At 42.0% G+C, this 18426-nt stretch carries 17 protein-coding genes; 5 read left to right on the top strand and 12 right to left on the bottom strand.

Annotated features, from left to right (window positions below; genetic code table 11):
• The gene (locus ACYZ0U_RS05455; protein WP_461450644.1) at window positions 1-1728 is read right to left on the bottom strand and encodes a DUF6600 domain-containing protein; all 1728 of its coding nucleotides are present in this window, start codon (window positions 1726-1728) and stop codon (window positions 1-3) included.
• 169 nt (window positions 1729-1897) lie between these two features.
• On the opposite strand from ACYZ0U_RS05455, the gene ACYZ0U_RS05450 reads away from it, so the two are divergent.
• Window positions 1898-2860 (top strand): isopenicillin N synthase family dioxygenase, encoded by a 963-nt coding sequence (locus ACYZ0U_RS05450; protein WP_461450642.1) that lies wholly within the window; start codon window positions 1898-1900, stop codon window positions 2858-2860.
• A 396-nt stretch (window positions 2861-3256) separates the two neighbouring features.
• Complete coding sequence (locus tag ACYZ0U_RS05445; protein ID WP_461450640.1) at window positions 3257-4087, top strand: sulfotransferase; 831 nt, start codon at window positions 3257-3259, stop codon at window positions 4085-4087.
• Window positions 4088-4091: 4 nt separating this feature from the next.
• On the opposite strand, the gene ACYZ0U_RS05440 is transcribed toward ACYZ0U_RS05445, so the two are convergent.
• Entirely contained in the window at window positions 4092-4787 is a 696-nt protein-coding gene (locus ACYZ0U_RS05440; protein WP_461450638.1) for a YjjG family noncanonical pyrimidine nucleotidase, read from the bottom strand.
• A 121-nt stretch (window positions 4788-4908) separates the two neighbouring features.
• Window positions 4909-7428 (bottom strand): YfhO family protein, encoded by a 2520-nt coding sequence (locus ACYZ0U_RS05435; protein ID WP_461450636.1) that lies wholly within the window; start codon window positions 7426-7428, stop codon window positions 4909-4911.
• Between the two features lie 196 nt (window positions 7429-7624).
• Between ACYZ0U_RS05435 and ACYZ0U_RS05430 the strand changes: the two genes are divergently transcribed.
• Window positions 7625-8596, top strand: a complete 972-nt coding sequence (locus ACYZ0U_RS05430; protein ID WP_461450635.1) for a quinone oxidoreductase family protein — start codon at window positions 7625-7627, stop codon at window positions 8594-8596.
• 44 nt (window positions 8597-8640) lie between these two features.
• Here the strand turns inward: ACYZ0U_RS05430 and ACYZ0U_RS05425 are convergent, their stop codons facing one another.
• The 6 genes from ACYZ0U_RS05425 to ACYZ0U_RS05400 all read right to left on the bottom strand — a co-directional run bounded on the left by ACYZ0U_RS05425 (window position 8641) and on the right by ACYZ0U_RS05400 (window position 13938).
• The gene (locus ACYZ0U_RS05425; RefSeq protein WP_461450633.1) at window positions 8641-8922 is read right to left on the bottom strand and encodes a hypothetical protein; all 282 of its coding nucleotides are present in this window, start codon (window positions 8920-8922) and stop codon (window positions 8641-8643) included.
• Between the two features lies 1 nt (window position 8923).
• Complete coding sequence (locus ACYZ0U_RS05420) at window positions 8924-9178, bottom strand: DUF4834 family protein (RefSeq protein ID WP_461450631.1); 255 nt, start codon at window positions 9176-9178, stop codon at window positions 8924-8926.
• A 95-nt stretch (window positions 9179-9273) separates the two neighbouring features.
• Window positions 9274-9675, bottom strand: coding sequence for a DoxX family protein (locus tag ACYZ0U_RS05415; RefSeq protein WP_461450629.1), 402 nt, complete (start codon window positions 9673-9675; stop codon window positions 9274-9276).
• Window positions 9676-9682: 7 nt separating this feature from the next.
• On the bottom strand, window positions 9683-11710 hold the full coding sequence (gene uvrB / locus ACYZ0U_RS05410) for an excinuclease ABC subunit UvrB (protein WP_461450627.1): 2028 nt from the start codon (window positions 11708-11710) through the stop codon (window positions 9683-9685).
• Window positions 11711-11914: 204 nt separating this feature from the next.
• Entirely contained in the window at window positions 11915-12673 is a 759-nt protein-coding gene (locus ACYZ0U_RS05405; protein ID WP_461450625.1) for a glycosyltransferase family 2 protein, read from the bottom strand.
• Window positions 12673-13938 carry a glycosyltransferase gene (locus ACYZ0U_RS05400; protein ID WP_461450623.1) on the bottom strand — a complete coding sequence of 422 codons (1266 nt, stop codon included), beginning with the start codon at window positions 13936-13938 and terminating at the stop codon, window positions 12673-12675. The genes ACYZ0U_RS05405 and ACYZ0U_RS05400 overlap by 1 nt, the downstream gene beginning before the upstream one ends.
• Window positions 13939-14097: 159 nt before the next feature.
• Between ACYZ0U_RS05400 and ACYZ0U_RS05395 the strand changes: the two genes are divergently transcribed.
• Together ACYZ0U_RS05395 and ACYZ0U_RS05390 are read left to right on the top strand one after the other, a co-directional pair.
• Window positions 14098-14673 (top strand): serine acetyltransferase, encoded by a 576-nt coding sequence (locus ACYZ0U_RS05395; RefSeq protein ID WP_461450621.1) that lies wholly within the window; start codon window positions 14098-14100, stop codon window positions 14671-14673.
• Window positions 14673-15419, top strand: a complete 747-nt coding sequence (locus ACYZ0U_RS05390; RefSeq protein ID WP_461450619.1) for a class I SAM-dependent methyltransferase — start codon at window positions 14673-14675, stop codon at window positions 15417-15419. Before ACYZ0U_RS05395 ends, ACYZ0U_RS05390 begins: the two co-directional genes overlap by 1 nt.
• On the opposite strand, the gene ACYZ0U_RS05385 is transcribed toward ACYZ0U_RS05390, so the two are convergent.
• The 3 genes from ACYZ0U_RS05385 to ACYZ0U_RS05375 are packed head-to-tail and all read right to left on the bottom strand — an operon-like array spanning window position 15420 to window position 18418.
• On the bottom strand, window positions 15420-16340 hold the full coding sequence (locus tag ACYZ0U_RS05385; protein ID WP_461450617.1) for a glycosyltransferase: 921 nt from the start codon (window positions 16338-16340) through the stop codon (window positions 15420-15422).
• A 54-nt stretch (window positions 16341-16394) separates the two neighbouring features.
• On the bottom strand, window positions 16395-17393 hold the full coding sequence (locus ACYZ0U_RS05380; RefSeq protein WP_461450615.1) for a glycosyltransferase family 2 protein: 999 nt from the start codon (window positions 17391-17393) through the stop codon (window positions 16395-16397).
• Window positions 17390-18418 carry a glycosyltransferase gene (locus tag ACYZ0U_RS05375; RefSeq protein ID WP_461450613.1) on the bottom strand — a complete coding sequence of 343 codons (1029 nt, stop codon included), beginning with the start codon at window positions 18416-18418 and terminating at the stop codon, window positions 17390-17392. Before ACYZ0U_RS05375 ends, ACYZ0U_RS05380 begins: the two co-directional genes overlap by 4 nt.
• Window positions 18419-18426 lie beyond the last annotated feature (8 nt).

The raw sequence follows: 18426 nt of genomic DNA, 5'->3' as shown, positions 1-18426 counted from the left end.
TTAATGCTGCTCCGGTTGAGGTTGTGGCTGAGGTCTTGGCCTTGGCTGCGGATGCTGTTGTTGAGCACGCTGCTGTTGCTGCTGTTGAGCCCTTTGCTGCTGCTGCTGTGCCTGCTGCTGGCGTTGTTGCGCCTGCTGTTGCTGTTGTTGAGCCCTTTGCTGCTGCTGCTGTGCCTGCTGCTGGCGTTGTTGCGCCTGCTGTTGCTGTTGTTGAGCCCTTTGCTGCTGCTGCTGTGCCTGCTGCTGGCGTTGTTGCGCCTGCTGTTGTTGCTGTTGAGCCCTTTGCTGCTGTTGCTGTGCCTGCTGCTGATGTTGTTGCGCCTGGGCTTCTTGCTGCTGAGCCCTTTGCTGCTGGTGAGCCTGCTGATCGCGTTGGTGAGACTGGGCTTGCTGCTGCTGAACCTTTTGCGGCTGTTGCTGAACCGCATGTTGTTGAGCTTGCGGATGAACCGGTTGTTGCTGTTGTTGTTCACGAACTTGCGGCTGTTGCTGAACCGCATGTTGTTGAGCCTGTGGATGAACCGGTTGTTGCTGTTTTTGTTCCCGAACTTGCGGCTGTTGCTGAACCGCATGTTGTTGAGCCTGTGGATGAACCGGTTGTTGCTGTTTTTGTTCCCGAACTTGCGGCTGTTGCTGAACCGCATGTTGTTGAGCCTGTGGATGAACCGGTTGTTGCTGTTTTTGTTCCCGAACTTGCGGCTGAACCGGCGTGTGGCCTTCTGCCTGCGGCCTGCCCGGGGCACTGGTATTAGTTGGTAACAATGGCCTTGCACCGCTTGCATGGTTAGCTGGCGCTACCCTGCCCGGCGCAGCTGTTGGGTGCACATTTACAAAATGCGTATTTGGCCTGGCACTATGTACAACTGCTGCCAGCCTTTGGGCATTAGTATGGTTATTCGCTACGCCGCCGCTCCTGCCTATCCCGGCATTTGGATTGGCCTGCCTATATGCCTGGGCATTAACTACTCTTGCCGGGCGGGCATTAGGAACTACTTTTACCGCGGGCCTATAAATATTTATAGCATTATGGGCAATACTTGGCGCACCCGGCCTGCCGGCATTATTTATTTTATATACGTTAACCCTTTCATGCGTAGCTCGCTGTATATCTGCAGGGCGCGGGCCGGCAATGTACGTATGATTATTATGTACATAGGTGTTATTAATTATTGTGGTATTATGTATAATGTTGATTACCCGGGTATGCGGCGCATAATAGTTATATATACGCGGGCTGTTCATATAACGCTCCGGTGCGCAAACCCAGTAATTATCGGGTACGTGGTAACCACCGCCAAAGGAAATACTAATGCTTATGCCTGCATCTAAAGGCGCCCAGCCGTAGTAACCGCCGCCATGTCGCCAGCTTACCCATGCAGGAGACCACTCATGCCCCGGGATCCATTCCCATCCATAATAATCATCATAATGCCATCTGCCATAGTGGAAAGTTGCCCATCCCCATGGGTAATCAGATACCCATGTGGTACCATAATCGGTTTGTGCCCAGTAACCGTTAGTTGCGTAGGGCCTAAAGTCTTCGTCAACGTTTGGCACCCATACATCTCCATAATAATTATCCTGTACCCAGGTACCGTATGGCGCTAACTGATCGTAAAATTCCTGGTCTGAAATATAGCCGTCCTGTGCTTTGCTTTTATTGGGCATAACCAGCACGAGTGACAATGCGAATAAGCTTATTGTAATGGCATTTTTTAAGGTTCTCATAGAAATATAAATTGTAACAATATTGTTATATTGATTAATGAATACTAAACGCTAAAATTTTAAATTGTTTTAAATGTTGGCATATTTATCCTCTTTTAAGCCAATATTCTCTATAATTGCACTTAATTAACCTCATCAAATAACAATAACACACACAATATTTGTAGTTATGAATACAGTAAACATCCCAAGGCTCGACCTTAATAAATATATTAACGGTACTGAACAAGACCGCAAAGAATTCTCGGATCAAATAGGTAAAGCTTTTAACGAAACCGGATTTGTAACTATAACAAACCATGGATTGAGCAAGACCTTAATTGATAAGCTTTATACAGATGTTAAAGAGTTATTTGCTTTACCAGAGGAAGTAAAACAAAGCTATGAAATACCTGAACTTGCAGGCCAGCGCGGGTATACCGGCAAAAATAAAGAAACCGCTAAAGGATTTACAACACCTGATTTAAAGGAGTTTTGGCAGATAGGACAGTTTATTTCGGAAGGCTCGCCATTAAAAGCGGACTATCCGGATAACATAATTGTAAATGAGCTACCTGATTTTAACCCAACCACAAAAGAAGTTTACCAGAAATTGGAACAAGCCGGCAAATACCTGTTACGCGCGATAGCTGTTTATTTAGACTTACCTGAAGATTATTTTGATGGAAAGGTTACCGATGGCAACTCCATATTACGCACATTGCACTACTTCCCGATAACCAACCCGGATGTATTGCCTGATGATGCGGTACGTGCAGGGGCGCATGAAGATATTAACCTGATCACTTTACTTATTGGCGCCAGCGCGGATGGACTGGAATTGTTAACCCGCGACAATACGTGGTTCCCTGTTAAAGCTTATGGCGAAGACCTGGTTGTGAATGTTGGCGATATGCTGCAACGTTTAACCAATAATAAATTAAAATCAACCACGCACAGGGTTGTAAACCCACCTCGTGAGCAAATGAAAAATTCACGTTACTCGGTACCATTCTTTTTGCATCCGGTACCTGATATGGACCTGGCTTGCTTGCCATCATGTATTGACGAACAACACCCTAAAAAATATGATGATATAACTGCCGGAGAATATTTAGATGAGCGTTTACGCGAGATCGGCCTTAAAAAATAAGAAAAAAATAAACTATAAATTAAATTTGATTAGAACAGGATTAGAGGAGAATTAGAACAAAATTAGAAACTCGCTTTAGTATCTTTAAATTAAAAAAGCCAACCACCATGATTAATTCATGAGGTTGGCTTTTTTAATTGATAATCAGTGCATTCCCTCCAATTAATTTCACTCCGGATACACTAAGCCACTTCTAAATTGTAATGAAAGAGTTACAAACCAATTTGTAATCAACACGTTACACTGCTATTGTATTATATAAGTTAGTTTTGATTTAACATTATTATTTGATAATATTTTAAAATTTGATTTAAACTATTCAGATTTTAATATGTCAAAAAAATGACATTTATCCCAGGCCTGTAAAAATTTATTTAACGTTTTCAATTTTAACCTATGCAAAACAGAACTTTAATTATCGCAGGAATGCATCGTTCAGGTACATCGTTAATTACCCATTGGTTAAACGAATGTGGTTTACAATTGGGTGAAAATTTTTTACCGGCCAGCATCGGTAATACTGATGGTCATTACGAAGATATTGAGTTCCTAAAATTACATGAAGAAATATTGCATGATAATCATTTGCCCGAAACAGGACTTACGGATGAACATAATATCCCGGTTTCATTATACCATCGTGAAAAATTAAAAAGTGTGATCCGGGTTAAAAATAAATTGTACCCACAATGGGGTTGGAAAGACCCGCGTACCTGCTTATTCTTAGATACTTATAAAGAATTGATCCCTGATGCCCGCTACCTTATCGTAGTTCGCGACTACAATGCTGTAGTGAGCTCGTTATTACAACGGGATTTTAAATCTATAGAAAATAAATACCTTGCCAGGGGGCCTTTCGATAGGTTTATCTGGAAAACGTTCCGCAGAACACGCAGGTTACAAAGATTTTATAACGAGAAAGCCGAAGATTATTTAAAGGTATGGATAGCCTATAATGAGGAAATCCTGAAAAACGTTAAAACACTGCCTGAGAATACTTACGTAATGATCAACTATTCTTTATTGAATGATAGCGATGATCGTATTTGTTCGTTTCTAAGAGATAAATGGAACCTGTCGCTTAATTATTTTAAATTTAAGGATGTATTTAAAGATGCACTGATCAGTAACCACATTAGTGCAGATTCTTTTATTGCGAACAAACCATTAATAAACAGGGCCGATAAATTACAAATCGACTTAAACCAATATATGGTGGCTATGTAATTGCCTATAATATTCCTGTTAATTCTTTTAATGTGGTAATTTGTGCCGGCACGTCTTCGGGCTTTGCTAATTGCATGGGATTAAAATAAATAGCGTCTATACCAAAATTTAACGCCCCTCTGATATCGGCTTCAATGCTATCGCCAATCATGATACTTTCGTCTTTTACAGCCCCGGCCAAATTCAGCGCATGCTCAAATATAGCCTTGTCGGGCTTGTTTACGCCTACTGTTTCTGATATGATGATCTGATCAAAATAATGGCTGATATTGCTGCCTGCTATTTTAATTTCGGTAGATTCTTTAAACCCGTTTGATATAAGGTGTAAAATATATTTCGATTTTAAATAAGTAAGCACTTCATGCGCATCCGGAAAGAGGTTGGTTTTAGTTGGGCATAATTTAACATACTCATCTTCAAAGCTAACCGGTATCAGTTCGGGCTGCATACCTAACTCTAAAAACGTGGTCCTGAACCGTGCCTCGCGCAGGTAATCTTTGGTTATAGCCCCAACATGGTACTGCGCCCAAAGTTTATGATTATTGCGCGTATAAGTTTCAATGAACAATTCAGCAGATGGCAGGCCCAAATCTGCCAATTGATGAATGGCATATAATTCATTCAGCGTTTCTTCGGCGTTCTTATCAAAATCCCAAATGGTATGGTCAAGGTCGAAAAAAATGTGCTTGTATTGTTTCATAAACGGGCAGATAAAATATTTATAAAAAAGAAACGAAGCGATCTTTAGTTTTACAAGATTGACCTGTATAGCATAGAGATTGCTTCGTTACTCGCAATTAGGATTTAAGAAATTATTTGAGCTAAGCCTTTTTCTTTTTATCGCCTTTTACTTCGGGCTTTCTTTTTTTGTTCTCTACATAAGCGGCTCCGCCCAATGCAGCTATCAATAATATTGATCCGGCTAAAGAAATATCCTCACCCACATAATAAGATGCCGGGTGGAATATAAATTCAACCTTATGGTTACCTACCGGGATAACTGCGGCACGCAACAAGTAATCAGCGCGGAAATAAGGTTGCTCCTGCCCGTCGATCAGCATTTTCCAGCCTTCTTTATAGTAGATCTCAGAGAAAACTGCGATTTGAGAAGTTGTAGAACCTGTTTGATAAACCAAATGTTCCGGTTCATAACTGGTCAAGGTGATGGTTGATGCAGGATCTGTAGCCAGGTTTTTACCATCCATCAATGGTTTATATTGCTTATCAACAATAGCTTCACCTTTAGGGTCAAATGAGCTTATCGCCTGCATTTCCTGGTCGGCATTATCAACATATTTAACACTCTTTACAAACCAGGCATGGCCGCAAGCTGTATTATTGGCTTGCATGCTTGGTTGCTGTGTTTTTGGGTCAGCGGTAATAATGTATTTGGTATTCAGCATATCCAAAACATCTGGGTTTAGCGTTTTTCGCAATTGGTTATCAACCAATTCTTCATAACGTTTTAACTTAGCTGCATGATAGCCACCGATGCTTTTGTAAAAGAATGATGGTTTTGCGTTAGCAAATGGATCCTGGCTCCTGTCACTCATATCCAACACCCTGTAATCCGGGTCCGGATCGCGTAATATGATTTGATCTATCTGCCTTGGTTGAATTTCCTGCGCAGCCTCTTCCTTGTCAACAAATTTACCATCATTCAGGTAACGTTTATCAACTCCCCAAAGATCGATCAGCACAAGGGCTATAAATGCTATTGAGGTAATGGTAACACTGATCTTCTCTTTCAGGAAAGCCCAAAGTATACCAAACGTAATTAAAATAAAGATTAATGAACGTAAGGCATCAGCACGGAACAAGGAGATACGGTCCTGCACTAACGCGTTTACAATACTGTTAGCGTAACCGGAGTCGCCTTGCAGAGCTTGTGTTAAACCGTTAATTAAATTTTGGTGCTGACTGTTTTTAAAGCTAAAGAATACATCAGGTATAGCAAGTAACACTAAAACAATACCACCTGTAATGTATAATGCAAGAAACGTTTTCTTTAAAATGTACGCTTTATCCGTTGATGTTATCACTTCGCTGATAGCTAAGAAAGCCATGATCGGGAAGCATAATCCTGCAATAGCCAAAATAGACTCCACCGTACGGAACTTGTTGTACATTGGGAAGTAATTAAAGAACAAGTCGGATACTACCGGCCAATTACCGCCAAATGACAGCAGCATTACCAATATTACTGTAGCTAATAACCACCATTTTAACCTGCTGCGTATAATCAATAAGCCTAATACAAACAGGAAGCAAATTGTGGCGCCAAAGTAAAACGGACCACTGGTGCCTGGTTTATCTCCCCAATAAGTAGATACGCCCATGCTTCCTAACTGTTGTACAGTACCTTCGGCCTGCTCTTCCGAAGCGCCTTTGGCTTCAAAGGCTTTGACGAGGTTTGAGTTTGGTATATTCAAAGCTTCCATTCCTGACGGGCCGCCATAAGCATTAGGAATAAGAAAAGTAATGGATTCACCAACACCCTGGCTCCAGCCATAGGCATATTCTTTGGTTAAACCATTGCTTGCCTCGGTAGTATGCTGTGTTAAGTTTGATTGCCCGCGGGTGGACTCTTTTGCATATTCAGCAGTGGTCCAAAGCATGGATGCATTTACTGCAACACCTAACATCACCGCGATGGCAACATATAAAACTGATAAACCAAAAGGCTTGTATTGCTTGGTTTTAATTGCATTAACCAATTCAACAATACCATATATTAATAAGGCTATTAACAGGTAATAGGTCATTTGTACGTGGTTAGAACGTATTTCCATTGCCAGAGCAAGCGCAGTTAATGACGCGCCTAACAAATACTTACCCCGGAAGGTCAGGATCACACCGGCAACTATCGGGCAAAAAAACGCGATGGCGTAAACCTGGTTGGCGTGCCCGGCATCTATCAAAATAAAATTATAGGATGAAAATGTAAAAGCAATAGCGCCGGCCAAGGCAAGCCATGGGTTAAGTTTTAATACACAAAATAATATGTAAGCACCTAATAAGCAAAGCAAAATGGTATCAACCGGGTTTGGGAACAATCCCTTCATCCCTTCTATCACATAAGATGCAACACTGTTAGGGTACGATGTCCAGATCTGGTAGGTTGGCATACCGCCAAACATACTATTGGTCCAAAGCGGTGCATGGCCGGTTTTGGCGCGTACATCCATTATTTCTTTTTGGGTGCCCTGTGCTTGCGTTACATCGCTTTGAAATAACGTTTTGCCCTGCATAATGGGCGTAAACACGTAGGCGAAAGAAATGATAATTAAAATTATTACAATAATGAAGTGTACACTATTGCGCTTGAACCAGTTATTCATTTGAAATTGTTAAAATGATATATTCTTCAAAAATAGAAATTTGAATGAGAAAAGGAATTATAAAAGATGGTGGGTTAAGTTAAGTTTTAGATTCTAATATGATTTTAACAATATACGCCGTTTTCACTTGATAACATATGTTATCGTTACATGGATAGCAGTCGGCCTAACTTTGTTCCAACAAAAACAAATGATGATGAAAGCAGCAGTAATGTATAAAAAAGGAGAATTACCTGAATATGTTGATTTTCCTGAACCGATAGCGCAAAATGATGATGAAATATTAGTAACCGTAAAGGCGGTAGCTATTAAAAACTTAGACAAAGGCCGCGCCAGCGGCACACACTACTCAAGCGATGCGCCAAAAGAGGGCGGCCGGGTTGTAGGCGGCGATGGGGTTTGCCTGCTTGAGGACGGCACAAGGGTATATGGCATGGCGGTTACCGGTATGCTATCTGAAAAAGCATTGATAAGTAAAGACCGCATAGTAAAAATACCTGATGGGTTAGATGATGTATCGGCGGCAGCCCTGCCGAATGCAATTATCGGCGCGGCAATGGGTTTACGTTTTAAAGCTGATATTCAAGCCGGGGATGTGGTGCTGGTAAATGGCGCTACAAGCTTTACAGGGCGTGTTGCCGTGCAGATCGCCAAGCATTATGGCGCTAAAAAAGTGATCGTAACCGGCAGGAACGAGGAGTCTCTTAAAGAATTATTGGATCTGGGAGCGGATGAAATTATTTCGGTAGTGCAGGATGATGAGCATTTTATCGCGCAGTTAAAAGCCATCCACGCCGAAGGACCGATAGATGTGATCATAGATTATTTGTGGGGACATACCGCGGAAATGATATTAGGTTGTTTGAAGGGAAAAGGCAATTTTACCAACAGGATAAGATATGTTTCTGTAGGAAGCATAACCGGCGACACAATTCAGTTATCCGCCGCAAATATGCGAAGCGCTGATTTACAGTTAACCGGCTCCGGACTTGGAGCTTGGTCACGAGAGCAGGTTGGGATATTAATATCGGAAATATTGCCTGAAATGTTTCAGCTGGCGGCAGAGGGCAAGCTTAAAGTTGAAACCATTATTGTTAAAATTGAAGACATTGCCGAATTATGGAACATGAAGATTCCCGGCGGGAAACGTTTGGTGGTAACGATTTAATACAATAGCGCACTCAGTATATCCATTATCATGAATGCGTTGCTTTATACCTTTAAACGGATGGCTAAAAACAATGCGATCATCAATAAAACACTGAAGACGTAAGCAATGATACGGGCGCGGTTATATTCTTCGCGGTCCTTTCTAATATTTAAAACATTGTATATCACTAACAGGCCCATCAACACCCAAAAAAACCAGTTAACATGTTTTCCGCCCGCGAAAATAGATATGGCAACGGTCAATACGGTAAAATTGGCAATGATAAGCTGAACAGATTGCGGGGTACCGTAATGCCTGCGTTTATAAACCTCTTCGGGCAGCATGTTATTTTATCTCTTCGTAGTCAATAAAATCACCTTCAGAGTCCGGGATCTTACTTTTTGGAGTTTGCGGTATATAGTCAACCTTTACACCTTCGGCGCGCTGGTTAGTGCGGTTATAATTCTGCTGGTAATTTTGCTGATGTTGTTGCGCTTTGTTCATTACTTTTTGCAAAAGCATCGGCATTACTATACGGATAATCATCCTGACGATCCATAGTATAAAAATTACGGCGAATATGAAATCTAAAAATTCCATTATGTTAATATTAAGCTTACAAATATAAGATTATAACGCAACAATTGTTTTGTTATGATCTACGTTGTTTATATGACGTTAGATTGATGTTATTGTTACAGTTGCGCAGGCAAGCTGGTATTGCCGGTACTTTCACTATCATGAAACATTAAAGCTACCGAGAATGCCACCAGGTAAATTAATTGCTGGCTTGCCAGATCCCATGCCTGGTGTGTTGCTGTACCAAACAATAATACAGTAATAATAAAGCCGCCTGCAACAAAACCTAAACGCCTTGTTTTACCGCCAACCAATATTAATATGCCAATAATAAACTCAATAAATGGCAGTACATATAAAAAAGTAGTTACCAGCGAATCAGGCAAAAACGAAGTTTTAAAGCTTGCGGTACTATGCGCAACAAATGCCGGCAAGTTAGGTATGCGAACTAATCCGTGCATCAGCATATCAACACCAAGGCCTATTTGCATAACATGTAAAGGTTTTATCTTTTTCATTTTAATGCTAACTAAATTTTTCCTCCATCATTTTTTCAAGCGCGAACATTTCATCACGCAGCTTGGCTGCAAGCAGGAAGTCCATATTTTTGGCTGCCGCGAGCATATCCTTTTTGGTATTGTCGATAGATTTCTTCAAATCAGGCTTGGTCATATATTGAACGATAGGGTCTGCAGCCAGGGTAACCATTTCGTCTTCTACATAAGCTTTTTGTACGCCGCCCTTAAAGTCCATTACGGATGTTTGCTCAATAATTTCCTCGCGGGATTTGCCTACCGTTGTCGGCGTAATGCCATGCTCCAAATTATAAGCGATCTGCTTATCACGGCGGCGGTCGGTTTCGTCCATTGTTACCTGCATCGAGTCGGTTATTTTATCTGCATACATAATTACACGCCCGCGGTCGTTACGTGCCGCACGACCTATGGTTTGTATCAATGAGCGTTCCGAACGCAGGAAACCTTCCTTATCAGCATCTAAAATGGCTACCAACGATACTTCGGGCAGATCCAATCCCTCACGCAGTAAGTTGATACCGATCAACACATCAAACTCGCCTAAACGCAGCCCACGCAAAATCTCTACTCGCTGTAATGTTTTTACTTCGGAGTGGATGTAGCGGCATTTGATGCCCAAACGGTCCATGTATTTCGCTAATTCTTCGGACATGCGTTTGGTTAATGTAGTAACCAGCACCCTATCTCCCATTTTAACGGTTTTATCTACCTCATCCAAAAGATCATCCACCTGGTTAATTACCGGACGAACCTCGATCATCGGGTCAAGCAAGCCTGTCGGGCGGATCACTTGTTCAACTACCACGCCACCTGACTTTTCCAGTTCGAAATCTCCGGGCGTAGCGCTCACATAAATGGTTTGCGGTGCCAGGCGTTCAAACTCCTGAAAATTGAGCGGGCGGTTATCCAAAGCTGCCGGCAAGCGGAAACCATAATCAACCAAAGAGATCTTGCGCGACCTGTCGCCGCCATACATTGCCCTGATCTGCGGTACGGTTACGTGGCTCTCGTCGATCACCATCAGGTAATCATCCGGGAAATAATCCAGTAAACAGAAAGGCCTTGCCCCCGGTTCGCGTCCATCAAAAAAGCGGGAATAATTCTCGATCCCTGAACAATAACCCAATTCGCGGATCATTTCCAGATCGTAATTAACCCTTTCTTCCAAACGCTTAGCTTCTAAAAAGCGCCCATCGTCAATAAATTGTTTCTTACGCGTTTCCAGCTCGGCTTGTATAGCCCAGATGGATTGGGTAAAACGCTCGCGCGGGGCAACATATAAATTGGCGGGATAAACCACCATGTGCGTCATTTTTTCGATGGTTTTACCGGTGGTGACATCAAATGTGCTCAATTCTTCAATATCATCACCAAAGAAAGATACCCGGTAGGCATGATCCATATAAGCAGGGAAAATATCAACCACATCGCCCTTAACCCGGAATGTCCCTCGTTTAAAATCGGCAGTGGTACGGGAATATAAGATCTCCACCATCCGATGCAGGAATGCATTACGGCTTATTCGCGTACCCACCGCAAATTTGAATACCGAATTGGCAAAATCCTGGGGGTTACCCATACCATAAATGCAGGAAATAGACGATACCACGATCACATCCCTCCTGCCCGACATCAATGCCGAGGTAGTGCGCAAACGTAATTTTTCGATCTCCTCGTTTATTTGCAGGTCCTTCTCGATGTACGTATTGGATGATGGTATAAAAGCCTCCGGCTGGTAGTAATCGTAATAAGATACGAAGTAGTTTACGGCGTTCTCCGGGAAGAACTGCTTAAACTCGCCATAAAGCTGTGCCGCCAGGGTTTTATTATGGCTTAGTATCAGCGTAGGCCGTTGCGTTTGCTGGATAACATTGGCAATGGAAAAAGTTTTTCCTGAGCCGGTAACACCCAGCAAGGTTTGGTATGTTTCGTTATTATTTACACCCTCAACCAGTTGGCGAATTGCTTCGGGCTGGTCGCCGGTGGGTTTATATATCGACGTTAAATTGAAATCCATAGACTTATAAAGATACGAAATACTGCTTAGTTAAACAGCCAATCGGTATTAGTTTACATTACGATAACGATTTGGAAATTGGAATGTTCCGTTTGATTGAAACAAAGTAAATAAAGGGGAGTGACAAGGGTATGTCAGTAGTGGGAATATTATATCTGGGATTTCGAGTTTTCGATCTCGGAACCGTGTTGCAGCAGTAGAGAATCAATCATTAGTCCTTCTATTCCTCAACCAATACCAGCCCAAGTTAAACGCGATAACAACGTGATTTAACACCGTTGGCACCAAACCATAATGGCGCTTCATAATATCAAAACGCTCAAGCAAGCTTTGGCGGTGCTTGGTTTTGGACATGCCGCCTACTAAATATTTGGCTACATAACGGTTCACATTCACAATTTTTTTTGCTTTTTTCGCTGCGCGGATGATCCAGTCGATATCGGCGCTTAACTGGTAGTGGCGATCGTAGGGCTCAATGAGTGAGCGTTTGATATAAATAGCCTGGTGACTGATGCTCATACCCAAATTAAAACCTTTCCAGGTAAATTGCTTAGGCGCTTTATGCCTGCGCTGGCCAAGGCTTTCACCGGCATCGCTGATCATTTCTGTTTCGCCGTAGTAGATATCAGCATCATCGGCACTAGCGAATACAGCGGTCACCGTCTCGGCATCATAAAACTCATCACCGGAGTTCATAAAGATCACATAATCTCCGGTAGCTAAAGCCAAGCCTTTGTTCATGGCATCATAAATACCCTCATCCTTTTCACTGGTAAATTTGGCTATAGGGGTTTCATATTTTTTAATGATATCCAGCGTGCCGTCGTTCGACAAGCCATCAACAACAATATATTCAATAACCGGATAAGTTTGATTTAACACCGAAAGCATAGTGCGCTCAATATCTCTTACATTATTGTAAACAATTGTAATAACCGACAATATGGGTTTTGCAGCAGCCATTATTTTAAAATGGATTGATAGATTTCAAGATATTGCGCTGACACCTTTTCGTTATTAAAGGTGGCTAACACCTTCGCGCGTGCATTGGCTGAAAGTTCGACTTTATTATCGGCATAAAGCATGGTGAAAATACCTTTAGCCATATCATCCGAAGATTCAAATTCCGCCAAATAACCGTTCTGCAAATGGTCAACCATTTCAGGAATGCCGCCTACGTTAAAGGCCACCACCGGCGTTCCGCAGGATAGAGCTTCCATCACGGTATTGGGCAGGTTATCTTCAATAGATGGTGTCACAAATACATCCGCAAGGCTGTATACCTCTGCCAATTCAGTTTGCGACTTGATTAAATTAAGCTGAACCACTTTAAAAGGTAAAGTATGTATATCGAAGTGATTATTCTTTCCGAAGATCACTACCTCAACCAAACCTTTATCCGGGCAGCTTACCACCAAATGATTCAAAGCTTCCACTAAAAAAGAAATCCCCTTGCGCCTGTCATTTATATTGGCAGCACCAAATAATATCACTTTGGCAAATGGGTTAATGCCCCAGTTTTGCCGCATCTCCAGTTTACCTTTCGGCAAATAAACTTTGGTATCAATAGGGTTGGGAATAGATTTAATGTTAAAATTCTCCAACAAAGAACTTTTCTTCGCAACTCCGGCAAGCCAGCTGCTGCAAGCCACAAAGGTTATATTTTTATTACCGGCAAACATGTCCGCTTTACGCAACCAGCCCTCGTACGAAATATCATCCGGATTTTCATCCTTCAAAAAATAACAATCTCCGCATTTGTTGATGAAGTGGTTACAGGCACCTGAATAATGGCAACCACCGGTAAAGGCCCACATATCATGCATGGTCCAAACTATGGGTTTGCCCAGGTCGACGAGTTCCTTCAAATCATTGATGGATAAAAAGCCGGAATTTATCCAGTGCAGGTGCAAAATATCTGCGTCCCTGATCAAGGGCTCATCCTTTATGCTTACCCCCGCGTTAGCAGTTGAAAAGGCAAAGCGCACTGATTTATCCCGCTCATGAAAAAACATGAAAGGCAGGCGCTCATAAAAAAAATTAAGCTTCGCCTTAAATTTTTGCCAGGCATTGGTTGTAATGCCGGTTACCCCCGGTTCGCTGGTCTTTTTGTATTGTACCAGCAACTGTGCATCAATCGGTTGCCCCTGCAATGCCTTTAAGAGGCGCAGGCAAGCCGCGGGAGCCCCGCCACCCGAATCGGCAGTATTGATCAAGGTAACTTTCATCTACGCAAGTATAATACTATTTAAGTTATTCGCCTAACAGCCCCACCCAACCCTTCCCTGAAGGGAGGCTTAATAGAATAAAATAAAGTCTCCCCTACCGGGGAAGATTTAGAGGGGGCTATTTAATATATAGATTGCCTATCAACCATTAGCCAATTTATGCCGAAAAATTTTACTTTTGATTGCAATATCAAAAACGACCACTTAAAAATGAACGCATTCGCTTACTTATTCCAGGACCGGCAGGCAAACCGGCAGAATTTTAAAGCGCAACTCGTTCTTTTTATGTTCAGGCTGGCGCAGCTCATCAACCGCTCGATGATATTCAAAGTGATACTTTACCCTTACCTGCTGCTTTACCGCTATTTGGTGGATTGGGTTTGGGGGATTGAGCTGCCACGCAAATTAACCGTAGGTAAAGGCTTATCATTGTATCACGGGCATGCTTTGGTAATAAATCAGGGGGTTGTTATTGGCGATAATTGCGCGCTGCGTAATTCTACTACAATCGGCCACAAACAATTGGCGGATGGTTCGTTCAGCGCTTGTCCGCGGATTGGGAATAATGTGGATATTGGTGCCAACGTTTGCATTATAGGCGATGTGGAGATCGGCGATAATGTGGTGATTGGTGCAGGTTCGGTAGTGGTTAAAAGCATACCGGCAAATAGTATAGCTGTGGGCAACCCGGCAAGAATATTGGAAAAGAAACAGGAGATAGCTAATAACAATTAATGGAGCAAAATTTAACCGACCGCGGGTTTTGGAAATCGTTTTGGGAATCAAGAAAAAACCTGCTATTTTATATAAAACCTGATTATGTTTTCGGCGATATTTTAGCCGGATTGATTAAAGAAAAAGGCATTAAAAATGCCATTGAACTGGGCGGTTTCCCGGGTTATTATTCCATCTACCTAAAAAAATACCAGGGGCTGCATACCACCCTTTTTGATTATTACATCCACGATGGCCTGATCAAGGAACTGTTAGTTAAAAATGGCTTAAAGGAGGGCGATATCAACATCATTGAATCTGATCTGTTCAACTACATTCCAAAAGAGAAATACGACCTCGTAACTTCCTTCGGCTTGATAGAGCATTTTAGCGATACCGCTTCCATCATCAAAACACACCTGCAATTTTTAAAACCGGGTGGCACTTTGTTTATCACTCTCCCCAATTTTACGGGCGTTAACGGTTGGGTACAAAAAAGTTTCGACAAAGATAATTACAACAAACATTACATCGATTGTATGAACCCGGCTTTCCTGGCTGAAACCTGCAAGCAATTAGGTTTAAAAGAAGTGGAATCTTACTACCACGGCAAATTTACTGTTTGGCTGGAGAATAAATCGGAGCAAAGCGCTGTTGCTAAATCAATCGTAAAAGCGATATGGGTTGCGGGAAAGGTTTTTACGAAGATTGTTCCAATAGAGAGTAAGGCTTTATCGCCTTATATTGTAGTCAAGGCGACTATGTAATTATTTAGTTTTTGCAAAATATTTCATCCTGATCTGCCGGATAAACACAATTCCGCGTTTAACTAAACTGCCCTTGCGGTTTTTAAGGAAGTTGCGGATGGCTATGTGCGCTTCTTCACTTTCTTTTATTTCTGTAGGGAATTTTTTGATCTGTTTTTGGGAGATCTTGACTTTGTAGGTGTCTTCAATATTAGAGTGTACACCCGTACCATCATGCCCGATATTGTGCACCAGTGAGTGCGACGGGTTCAACGTTAAACCGCCTTTTAAAAATATAGAGGCATACCACCTAATGGCCCAGGAATTATTTCTACCGGTTTTAAATTCCTGCATCTGTTTCCAAAAGTTCATGGTACCGTCGATGGAGAAGCGGTTTATCTTTTGCTTGTCGAATTGGCCAATCAGCTTATCAATATCCGGCTCAAAATCTTTCCAGGCACGCGACCAGGTTGCCCAGCCCCAGCTTGTAGCTATACGGTAAAAGAAAGTTTCAGGCAGTTTTTTATCATCCAGCTCGAACATGTAAGCACCTATATGCATTACTTGTTCCTCGTTAGCATATCGCGTTAGCGCCTCATTAAAATATTGCAGGGTGGATTTGGATGAGAGCATGTCATCCTCAAAAACGATCACTTTGCCATACTCATTTACCAGTTGGGTTACGCCAGCTATGATAGAATTCGCCAGCCCCTTATTCCCCTTGCCCTTAATCACCTTTACCGATTTAAACCCGCTAACATCGCTTATCAATTGTCTTACTTCATCAACCCTGGCCTGGTCGGCTGGGGTTTTTGCACCATCAGAATAGATAAACAGGCGCGATTCATCTGCCAGCAAATTCTTTTGTAGCGAATTTAATGTGCGACGGGTATGCTCGGGGCGGTTGTAAACAAATAATGCAATTGGTGCAAGATTTTGCATTGATATGAAATTATAGATTGATTATGGCGAAAGTAAAATTATATGTGCAGCATTTCAAAACTTTGTTTCATCAGCTTTGCCCAGGTTTCCGCTTAAGCCATCGTTTACGGCACCAAGCAGCTTTTTATATTCCTTTTGTTTTGAGCTGATCAAACTTACCGCTTTTAAGTAACCTAAATATAAAGCTTTATTAATGCTGAATAGCAACTTGCTTTTAACGGCAACCTGCGAATAAAAGTACATGCGGTTGCGAATGTGGTAATAGATCCTAAAGTTCCACTGATCCAGCAATGCCGAGTGGAAAGGTTTCTTTTTATAGCCGATGCCTTGTGATTTATCAATGTCCACAATACGGCATTGCGGGATGATCCAAATTTTGCCGCCATTTTGGGTAATGCGATATGTATATTCCGAATCATCAACATATAAGTACATATCCTCGTTAGGGTAACCGATATCAGCGATTAGCTCCCGGTGCATAAACATACCGCCATAAGGCGCGTAAGGAATTGTAGCCGGCTGTTGCGGAGTATCACTTTTATTTAATTTATCGTTTAACTTATTTACCTGATTTTTTAAAATATTAAATACGCTAAAGCCTAAAAAGTTATTCGGCACTAAATAATACCGGTAAGGATCTTCGCCTTGTGTGATCTTTACATGCTTTGCCCTGTCTTCGCGCAGGCAAAAAAACGCCTTTTTATTGTTTGCACCTGCGATGATTTCCCAGTTCTTTAGCAGGTCAGGGATCACGTTTTCGCGGGGCAGGTTATCATCATCCAGCAGAAAAAATAAATCACTGTTTGTATGCTCAAACGCATATTTAATAGCAGCCTTATAACCGCCTGCCGAGCCTAAGTTTTCTTCGCTGTTTATTACAGTTATGCGGCTGTCGTTTAACTCCGCAACTTTTTGGCTTACATTATAAGTTGAAGCATTATTAACAACAATAATATTACCCACCTGCCCGTAGCCAAGCATCAGCTCAATAACCCGACTCAGAAATTGCCAGCGGTCGCCATAAGTAACTGTTAATACGCTGATCTTGCTCATTTAAAATTCTTCCAGGTTGCTTTGCCTAACTTGCCTTGTAGCCCGTCAGTTACCGCAGCTACAAATTCACTGTATTCTTTTTGCTTTGATGAGATAATGCTCAAGGCCTTCAACTTGCCCAAAAAAAGCATTTTGTTGATATTAAATATAACCGGGTTCTTCAGCGTTGTTTTTTTATGAAAATAGATGCTGTTCCGCACCCGGTAATACATCCTGAAATTCCACAAATCGAGGTATTTTGATGAGAACTGGCTTAGTTTATATTCAACCCGAACATCTGTCGTATCAATATCATTGATCTTTGATGCCGGTATCAACCAGATAGAGCCACCGTTCCCGGTTACGCGATAAGTATATTCCTCGTCATCAACATATAAATAAAAACGCTCGTCCGGGTAACCGATCTTATCGGCCATCTCCCTGTGAAAAAAGAAACCGCCGTAAGGGGCGTAGGGCATTTTAACCTTATCGAGCATTTGGTTAACCACCGTGCTTTGCTGCTTTCTTTTTTGAACGAGTTTCATCAATTTATTACGCCCTATCCGCAGAAACGAAAACCCTAAAAAATCATCCGGGATCAAATAGTATTTGTACGGATCGGCACCATGCGCAAACTTATGATCGAGCTCCCTGTCGGTCCTTAAACTCAACAACGCTAATTGATCGTTGGGCATGTTTATTTCAGACCTTGAATTTAGCAAAGCAGCCAAAGCATCTTCTTCGGGTAGGTTATCATCATCCAATAACCAAAAAAAATCAGCATCCGTGTTTTGGTGCGCATAGGCAATGCCCCTGTTGTAGCCACCTGCCGAACCAAGGTTTTCTTCGCAATCAACCAAAATAACCCTATCGTCATTTAATTCATTCAGTTTTTCCTTAACATTATAGCCCGATCCGTTATTTACAACAACTATATTACTAATGTGATCGAGGCGGAGCAACCTGTTAATTATTTGGTTAACCAGGTGCCACCTATTGCCATAAGTTACCGTAATTGCACAAGTTTTATTTTCTATTTTTGGCATAGATTTTC

Source organism: Mucilaginibacter sp. (assembly GCF_965225845.1).
GTDB lineage: Bacteria > Bacteroidota > Bacteroidia > Sphingobacteriales > Sphingobacteriaceae > Mucilaginibacter.
Note: the sequence above shows the minus strand (reverse complement) of the source record. Positions and strands in the feature narration are given on the sequence as shown.

What these genes read in the sequence shown, in the direction of transcription:
- ACYZ0U_RS05455 (WP_461450644.1), bottom strand. Translation starts at nt 1,728, where the DNA reads ATGAGAACCTTAAAAAATGCCATTACAATAAGCTTATTCGCATTGTCA.
- ACYZ0U_RS05450 (WP_461450642.1), top strand. Translation starts at nt 1,898, where the DNA reads ATGAATACAGTAAACATCCCAAGGCTCGACCTTAATAAATATATTAAC.
- ACYZ0U_RS05445 (WP_461450640.1), top strand. Translation starts at nt 3,257, where the DNA reads ATGCAAAACAGAACTTTAATTATCGCAGGAATGCATCGTTCAGGTACA.
- ACYZ0U_RS05440 (WP_461450638.1), bottom strand. Translation starts at nt 4,787, where the DNA reads ATGAAACAATACAAGCACATTTTTTTCGACCTTGACCATACCATTTGG.
- ACYZ0U_RS05435 (WP_461450636.1), bottom strand. Translation starts at nt 7,428, where the DNA reads ATGAATAACTGGTTCAAGCGCAATAGTGTACACTTCATTATTGTAATA.
- ACYZ0U_RS05430 (WP_461450635.1), top strand. Translation starts at nt 7,625, where the DNA reads ATGAAAGCAGCAGTAATGTATAAAAAAGGAGAATTACCTGAATATGTT.
- ACYZ0U_RS05425 (WP_461450633.1), bottom strand. Translation starts at nt 8,922, where the DNA reads ATGCTGCCCGAAGAGGTTTATAAACGCAGGCATTACGGTACCCCGCAA.
- ACYZ0U_RS05420 (WP_461450631.1), bottom strand. Translation starts at nt 9,178, where the DNA reads ATGGAATTTTTAGATTTCATATTCGCCGTAATTTTTATACTATGGATC.
- ACYZ0U_RS05415 (WP_461450629.1), bottom strand. Translation starts at nt 9,675, where the DNA reads ATGAAAAAGATAAAACCTTTACATGTTATGCAAATAGGCCTTGGTGTT.
- uvrB (WP_461450627.1), bottom strand. Translation starts at nt 11,710, where the DNA reads ATGGATTTCAATTTAACGTCGATATATAAACCCACCGGCGACCAGCCC.
- ACYZ0U_RS05405 (WP_461450625.1), bottom strand. Translation starts at nt 12,673, where the DNA reads ATGGCTGCTGCAAAACCCATATTGTCGGTTATTACAATTGTTTACAAT.
- ACYZ0U_RS05400 (WP_461450623.1), bottom strand. Translation starts at nt 13,938, where the DNA reads ATGAAAGTTACCTTGATCAATACTGCCGATTCGGGTGGCGGGGCTCCC.
- ACYZ0U_RS05395 (WP_461450621.1), top strand. Translation starts at nt 14,098, where the DNA reads ATGCCGAAAAATTTTACTTTTGATTGCAATATCAAAAACGACCACTTA.
- ACYZ0U_RS05390 (WP_461450619.1), top strand. Translation starts at nt 14,673, where the DNA reads ATGGAGCAAAATTTAACCGACCGCGGGTTTTGGAAATCGTTTTGGGAA.
- ACYZ0U_RS05385 (WP_461450617.1), bottom strand. Translation starts at nt 16,340, where the DNA reads ATGCAAAATCTTGCACCAATTGCATTATTTGTTTACAACCGCCCCGAG.
- ACYZ0U_RS05380 (WP_461450615.1), bottom strand. Translation starts at nt 17,393, where the DNA reads ATGAGCAAGATCAGCGTATTAACAGTTACTTATGGCGACCGCTGGCAA.
- ACYZ0U_RS05375 (WP_461450613.1), bottom strand. Translation starts at nt 18,418, where the DNA reads ATGCCAAAAATAGAAAATAAAACTTGTGCAATTACGGTAACTTATGGC.